The organism is Hydrogenivirga sp. (assembly GCF_056450045.1).
In genome coordinates this window covers 1-6720 of the sequence record NZ_JBWONM010000202.1, presented here as the reverse complement: position 1 = coordinate 6720, position 6720 = coordinate 1, and the positions used below count along the sequence as shown (strand labels likewise).

Annotated in this window: 8 protein-coding genes; all 8 read right to left on the bottom strand. The window is 53.2% G+C overall.

Annotated features, from left to right (window positions below; all coding sequences use genetic code 11):
* Nucleotides 1–158 precede the first annotated feature (158 nt).
* Nucleotides 159–713 carry a ribosome recycling factor gene (frr, locus tag AC1HCM_RS08340; protein ID WP_479461309.1) on the bottom strand — a complete coding sequence of 185 codons (555 nt, stop codon included), beginning with the start codon at nt 711–713 and terminating at the stop codon, nt 159–161.
* A 21-nt stretch (nt 714–734) separates the two neighbouring features.
* The gene (pyrH, locus tag AC1HCM_RS08335) at nt 735–1460 is read right to left on the bottom strand and encodes a UMP kinase (protein ID WP_479461308.1); all 726 of its coding nucleotides are present in this window, start codon (nt 1458–1460) and stop codon (nt 735–737) included.
* Nucleotides 1460–2326 (bottom strand): translation elongation factor Ts, encoded by an 867-nt coding sequence (gene tsf / locus AC1HCM_RS08330; RefSeq protein ID WP_479461307.1) that lies wholly within the window; start codon nt 2324–2326, stop codon nt 1460–1462. The genes pyrH and tsf overlap by 1 nt, the downstream gene beginning before the upstream one ends.
* 13 nt (nt 2327–2339) lie before the next feature.
* Nucleotides 2340–3164: a 30S ribosomal protein S2 gene (rpsB, locus tag AC1HCM_RS08325; RefSeq protein WP_479461306.1), complete on the bottom strand. Its 825-nt coding sequence runs from the start codon at nt 3162–3164 to the stop codon at nt 2340–2342.
* Nucleotides 3165–3259: 95 nt separating this feature from the next.
* Nucleotides 3260–4348, bottom strand: coding sequence for an ABC transporter ATP-binding protein (locus tag AC1HCM_RS08320; protein ID WP_479461305.1), 1089 nt, complete (start codon nt 4346–4348; stop codon nt 3260–3262).
* Nucleotides 4345–5172 carry a carbohydrate ABC transporter permease gene (locus AC1HCM_RS08315; protein WP_479461304.1) on the bottom strand — a complete coding sequence of 276 codons (828 nt, stop codon included), beginning with the start codon at nt 5170–5172 and terminating at the stop codon, nt 4345–4347. The genes AC1HCM_RS08320 and AC1HCM_RS08315 overlap by 4 nt, the downstream gene beginning before the upstream one ends.
* Nucleotides 5169–6068, bottom strand: coding sequence for a carbohydrate ABC transporter permease (locus AC1HCM_RS08310; protein WP_479461303.1), 900 nt, complete (start codon nt 6066–6068; stop codon nt 5169–5171). The genes AC1HCM_RS08315 and AC1HCM_RS08310 overlap by 4 nt, the downstream gene beginning before the upstream one ends.
* Nucleotides 6046–6720, bottom strand: a 675-nt coding sequence (locus AC1HCM_RS08305) for an extracellular solute-binding protein (RefSeq protein WP_479461302.1), incomplete at its 5' end; no start/stop codon positions are given. The genes AC1HCM_RS08305 and AC1HCM_RS08310, both read right to left, overlap by 23 nt.

Below are 6720 nucleotides of genomic sequence, written 5' to 3'. Positions count from 1 at the left end.
CTGCTCTCTCTTGAGCTCGCCCTTCTCAAACCTGTAAACCAGGGCTGCGATCCTGTCCAGCTCCCTCTCCTTGTATCTCTTCCAGTAGTTCAAGCCGCCGACAAGGGCAGCTATCAGCACAGCCAAGGCTATCCCTATGAGGATATCTCTGCTAAGTATCATACCGTCATTATCTCCTCTTCCTTTGCCTCAAGGAGCTTGTTTATCTCATCTATGTACCTGTCGGTAAGCTTCTGGAGTCTCTCAAGTGCCCTCTTCTTCTCGTCCTCAGACACACCCTCAAGGTCCTCAATCATATCCTTGGCGTCCCTTCTTATGTTCCGGACAGCAACCCTCGCCTCCTCGGCAAGCTTGTGGAGCATTCTCACAAGCTCCCTTCTCCTCTCCTCCGTTAGAGGGGGGAGGTTTATCCTTATCGTGTTCCCCTGGGTGTTCGGGTTAAGAGCCAGCTCTTCCCTGATTACCTTCTCTATCGCCGGAACGGCGTTGTTGTCCCAGACCTGTATGAGTATCTGGTTGTGCTCGGGTATGGATATCGTGCCGAGCTGTTTGAGGGGTACCTTTGAGCCGTAGTACTCCACCTTTAGCTCTTCCACTATAGCTGTTGAAGCTCTGCCCGTTCGGATACCGGCTATCTCACCCCTGAAGTGCTCCACACTCTTTTTCATATCCTTCTCGGTCTCTTTAAGGATATCTTCTATCTCCTGTACCATCTCCTTACCCCCTTACTATTATTATCCCCTTACGAGGGAGCCGATGTCTTCTCCCAAAACCGCAGCCCTTAAGTTCCCTTTCTCCTTTATGTTGAACACCACTATAGGTATCCTGTTCTCTCTGCACATGGTCAGAGCGGTATGGTCCATAACCCTTATACCCCTGTTTATGACCTCAAGGTAGGATATCTCCTTTATCAGCACCGCATCGGGATGTTTCTCAGGGTCCTTGTCGTATATCCCTCCAACCTTCGTAGCCTTCATAAGAACCTGGGCGTCTATCTCCGCAGCCCTGAGAGCTGCCGCTGTGTCCGTTGAGAAGAAGGGATTTCCAGTTCCCCCCGCGAATATGACGACCCTGCCCTTCTCAAGGTGCCTCACAGCCCTCCTCCTTATGTAGGGTTCCGAGACCTGCCTCATCTCTATTGCGGAGAGAACCCTCGTGGGAATATCAACGTGCCTCTCCAAAGCTGACTGAAGGGCGAGGGCGTTTATAACGGTGGCGAGCATTCCCATGTAATCAGCGGTCGCTCTATCTATACCTATCCCTTCTCCCTGAAAGCCCCTGAATATATTCCCGCCCCCTATGACTATGGCAAGCTGGACCCCGAGCCGGTGCACGCTCTTTATCTCATGGGATATGTACTCAAGGAAGTCGGGGTCAATGCCGTAGCCCTGTTCGCCGGCAAAGGCTTCCCCCGAAAGCTTCAGGAGTATGCGACGGTACTTGGGGGTTGGTTCATCCATCAGAGACCACCGAGCTCAAATCTGCAGAACCTCTTTATCTCCACACCGAGCCCTGATTCCTTTATAACCTGCCCCACCGTTTTCTTGTCGTCCTTTATGAAAGCCTGCTCAAGGAGAACCTTCTCCTGATAGAACTTCTTGAGCTTGCCCTGGACTATCTTCTCAAGGATGTGTTCTGGCTTTCCCTCCTGACGAGCTTGCTCCATGAGTATCTTCTTTTCCCGCTCAAGGGCTTCCTCGGGTATCGTCTCCACGCTCACGTACTCGGGTCTCATAGCAGCTATCTGCATGGCAACATCCTGAACGAGCCTCAGAACCTCCTCGCTCAGGGAGGGAGCTTTGAAGTCTAAGAGAACACCTATCCTGCCACCGCCGTGAACGTAGGAGTGGAGGTAGTCCTCCGTGTCGTACCTGCAGTATCTGGAGAGCCTTATGTTCTCACCGATCTTGGCTATGGCTTCTTTTATGAGCTCTTCAACGGTCTTGGAATCGTCCTTGTAGAATTTCTGACAGAGTATATCGGACCCGTCACCCTCTCTGTTTGCGTTCTCCTCAAGGCTGAGGACGTGCTCAAGGATGTCGTCGGCGAGTCTCTGGAACTCCTCGTTCCGGGCAACGAAGTCTGTCTCACAGTTCAGCTCTATCATCGCCCCTCTCTTTCTGTCCTCGGTTACCTTGACCCTTATGAGACCTTCCTTGGTCTCCCTGCTCGCCTTCTTCTCAGCCTTGGCGAGCCCCTTTACCCTGAGTATCTCCTTTGCTTTCTCTATATCTCCCTGAGCTTCCTCAAGAGCCTTCTTGCAGTCAAGCATACCGGCTCCCGTCATCTCTCTGAGCTTCTTAACATCGCTCATACTCACGGACATCTCCAACCTCCTATCACTCGTAATCAACCGTGTCCTTGTCTATCTCCTCGTACTTCTCGGACATGGCGACAGCCTTCTCAAAGAGCTTCTTCTCATCCTCCTCAACCGCAATCACCTTCCTTTCCCTCTTGGGAGCCTCCTCTTCGGCGCTCTCCCTCCTTGTATTGCCCTCAAGAACCGCATCCGCTATCTTCGTTGTAAGGAGCTTGACCGACTTTATAGCGTCGTCGTTCCCGGGTATAAGGTAGTCTATAACGTCCGGGTCGCAGTTGGAGTCCGCTATAGCAACAACGGTTATACCGAGCTTCCTCGCCTCCCTGACGGCTATGTACTCCCTGACCGTGTCAACCACCCAGATAAGGTCGGGTAGGGTTGTCATCTCCCTTATCCCGCCGTAGAGCTTGTTGAGCCTCTCCATCTGCCTCCTGAGCCTCCTGACCTCCGTCTTGGGCAGGACGTCAAAGACTCCTTCAGCCTCCATCCTTTCAAGCTTGTTAAGCTTCTGAATGCTCTTCCTGACAGTCTGGAAGTTCGTCAGGAGCCCTCCTACCCACCTCTCGTTTACGTAGAAGGCTCCACACCTCTGGGCTTCCTCCTTGATTATCTCCTTTGCCTGCCTCTTGGTGCCTACGAAAAGGACAGTTGCTCCCTGAGCGACGCTGTCTGAGACGAAGTTGTAAGCCTCCTCAAGGAGGACGAGCGTCTTGTTGAGGTCAATGATGTGTATCCCGTTCTTGACGCCGTAAAGGTAAGGCGCCATCTTAGGGTTCCAGCGGGACTTGGAATGTCCAAAGTGAACTCCTGCTTCAAGGAGTTCCTTCATTGATACAACTGCCATAGCCAAACCTCCTTGGGTTTTTGCCTCCCTTTCCCGATGAACCCACAAGGGCAACCCAAGCGGGAAAGGTGCGTTTTAGCCTTCTTATTATAACATCAGTCCTCAAAGAGGTGAACCTTGTGGGGGTCTATCCCGACGGTGATGCTCTCCCCCTCCTTGATATCAACAGGCTCCGACAGGAGAAAGATCTCCCCTGCCTCCGTGGATACCTGAAGGAGTACCTCCCTTCCCATGTAATCAATGGAGACAACCTTTCCCTTGAGAACTCCCCCGTCGGGAGGATTCAAGCTCATGTGTTCGGGGCGTACTCCGACCAGTATCTCCCTCAGGCTGGTATCCCTCAGGGTAAGAGCCTTGTCCTCGGGGAGCCTCAGCTTAGCGCTCCCAATTGCTATGAAGAGTCCCCCTTTCTCCCTCAGAAGTCTTGCCCTTATAAGGTTCATAGGTGGAGAGCCTACGAACGTGGCGACGAACCTGTTGGCTGGTTTTTCGTAAAGCTCCTGAGGACTCCCGATCTGCTCCACCCTGCCTTCCCTCAAAAGGAGTATCCTGTCCCCCAGGCTCATAGCCTCGCTCTGGTCGTGGGTGACATACAGGGTTGTTATCTTGAGCCTTCGCACCAGCCTCTTGAGCTCAATCCTCGTGTGAAGCCTGAGCTGGGCATCAAGGTTTGAGAGGGGCTCATCAAGGAGGAAGAGGTTGGGCTTCCTGACAAGCGCCCTCGCTATGGCTACCCTCTGCCTCTGTCCACCGCTGAGCTCCGCAGGCTTTGCCCTCAGGAGGTCAAGGATGCCGAGCAGGGAGGCTACCTCTCTGACGGATCTCTCTATCTCTTTCCCGTCCACACCTATCACCCTGAGGGGGAAGGCTATGTTATCAAATACGCTCATGTGGGGATAGAGGGCGTAGCTCTGAAAGACCATGGCAACGTTCCTCTCTCTCGGAGGTATAAAGACACCATCTTTGGGTGAGGCGACGAGCCTATCTCCGAACCATATCTCTCCGCCACTCGGCTTCTCAAGCCCGGCTACTAAGTTTAGAGCTGTTGATTTTCCGCTCCCGCTCGGTCCAAGGAGCACGAATATCTCCCCCTCCTCCACCTCAAAGCTCACGTTCCTGAGAGCCTCTACCCTTCCCCTCTCGGAGTAAAACTCCTTGCTCAGATTCGCTACCCTCAGCCTCATCCCTTTACAGCTCCTCTCGTCAGACCGCTGATTATGTACCTCTGAAAGAGTATAGTTAGGAGGACTATGGGAAGGGTTGTGATGACCGATGCAGCCATTATCGTACCCCAGGGTATCTCCCCGTGGAGCCCCTGAAAGAGGGCTATGCCCACGGGCACCGTCCTCGCCCTGTAATCGGTGGTGAGGGTGAGAGCGAGTATGAACTCGTTAAAGGAAAATATAAAGGATAGAAGAAAGGCGGAGAATACACCGGGAAGGGCTACGGGCAGGATTATCCCGAAGAGTATCCTCCACCTGCTCGCCCCGTCAACGAGGGCAGCCCTATCAAGCTCAAGGGGTATCCGTGAGAAGTAGCTCGTCAGAATCCAGAGGGAAAGGGGGAGGTTGAGGGATATGTAGGGAAGTATGAGAGAGCTGTAGGTGTTTATCCAACCAAGAAAGGACATCAGCTTGAAGAGATAACCAACTATGCTTATAGGGGGAAAGAGGGAGACGGCGAGAACGAAGAAGAGAAGAGAAAACCTTCCGGGGAAGGAGAGCCTCGTCACAGCGTAGGCTGCGAGGGAGGAGATGAGGACCGAGAAGAGGGCGCTCACGGAAGAGACTACCATGCTGTTGCGAAGGTAATCAATAAAGTGAAGGGACTCCCTCTGGAGGACCTCACTGTAGTTCTCAAGGGTGAGAAAGCCCATTCCCTTCCATACGGAGGTAGGGTCCTTTCCCAGACTTATCAGAAGCATATAAAGGAAGGGAAAGAGGCAAAAGAGAACCATGAAGCCTGAGCCAAAGGAGAGGAGCAGGAGCTTGATAGATCTCTCACTCACCTCGCCACCTCCGAAAGGAAACGGCTCGCCCTCACGTACAGGATTGAGAGGAGGAAGGCTATCAGGAAGAGGATCACAGAGACGGCGGAGCCGTATCCGAAGTCCCCTGCGAGGAAGTGCTTGTAAGCGTAAAGGGAGAGGGAAGTCGTTGAGCCGCCGGGACCGCCGTGGGTAAGGACGTAAACGAGGTCAAATACCCTAAGGGCATCAACACTCCTGAAGAGAAGGGCGACGACGGCAACGGGCTTGAGAAGGGGAAGGGTTATCCTGAAGAACCTCTGAAAGAGGTTTGCTCTATCTATCTGTGCCTGGGCGTATATCTCCTCGGGTATAGCCTGCAGTCCAGCGAGGAATATTATGGCTACGAAGGGCGTCGTCTTCCATACATCGGATATAACGAGAGCTGTAAAGGCTCCGAGCTCAGTCCCAAGCCAGTTCACCGGTTCATCTGTTATCCCCAGCTTTAGGAGGAGTAGGTTGGCAAGACCGTAGTTGTAGTTGTAGATAAGCTCCCACACCCTCGCGGAAACGGCGAGGGGAACAGCCCAGGGTATGAGGAGCACAGCCCTCAGAAGACCCCTGAAGGGAATCCTCTCGTTTATTATCAGGGCAAAGGCGAGACCGAGGACCATCTCTAAGGGAACGGAGACGAAGACGAAGAGGAGCGTAAACCTCAGAGACTGCCAGAAAGCTCCGTCTCTCAAAAGCCTTACGTAGTTTTCAAGGAAGACAAACTCCCTCTCAAGGAAGGTCACCTCCCTGTAGGTGCTTATCAGGAAGGTCCCTACAACCGGGAGAAGGATAAAGATTGAGGTGAAGAGTATCAGGGGCAACAGGAAGGTAAAGGCGTCCCTTAGCTCGTCAGAGCTGTACCTACCGAGAGTACCTTTCAACAACCTCCCTAACCTCCTCCTCCGCTCTCCTGAGCGCCTCTTCAGGACTCAGCCTGCCGGACAGGGCGGCGTTCAGATACTTCTGAAGAACCTCCGACACCTGGGTGTAGTAGGGAAAGACGGGGCGGGCGACCACGTAGTTGAAAACCTCCCTCAATACCTTGAAGTGGGGCATCCTTTCAAGGACCTCCCTGTCCTCGTAGACATCGGTCCTGCCCGGGTTCCAGCCGAGGTTAAGGGCGAGCCTCTTCTGGACTTCGTAAGATAGGACAAACTTCAGAAACTCAAGGCTCTCCCTCTTGGTATCGGAAAACCTTGAAATGCCTATGTGCCACCCTCCGAGGGTTGATGCCCTCTTCCCACCCCTGAACTTTGGAAGGGGTGCTATACCCACCTTTCCCCTCACCTTTGAGTCTTTGCTCTGATGGAGTGCCCAGGCGTAGGGCCAGTTCCTCTCAAATAGGGCGTTCCCCTTCTGAAAGAATATCCTTACCTCCTCTTCCTTCATCTCGGTGTAGGTGTTGGGCGGGGATATGTGGTATCTGTGAATTAGGTCCCGCATGAAGGTGAGAGCTTCAACGTTTTGCTCCGTATTCAGGACAAGCCTTCCTTCCCTGAAGGTCATCCCACCTCCCCTTGAGGCTGCAAACTCAAG

What these genes read in the sequence shown, in the direction of transcription:
- frr (WP_479461309.1), bottom strand. Translation starts at nt 713, where the DNA reads ATGGTACAGGAGATAGAAGATATCCTTAAAGAGACCGAGAAGGATATG.
- pyrH (WP_479461308.1), bottom strand. Translation starts at nt 1,460, where the DNA reads ATGGATGAACCAACCCCCAAGTACCGTCGCATACTCCTGAAGCTTTCG.
- tsf (WP_479461307.1), bottom strand. Translation starts at nt 2,326, where the DNA reads ATGTCCGTGAGTATGAGCGATGTTAAGAAGCTCAGAGAGATGACGGGA.
- rpsB (WP_479461306.1), bottom strand. Translation starts at nt 3,164, where the DNA reads ATGGCAGTTGTATCAATGAAGGAACTCCTTGAAGCAGGAGTTCACTTT.
- AC1HCM_RS08320 (WP_479461305.1), bottom strand. Translation starts at nt 4,348, where the DNA reads ATGAGGCTGAGGGTAGCGAATCTGAGCAAGGAGTTTTACTCCGAGAGG.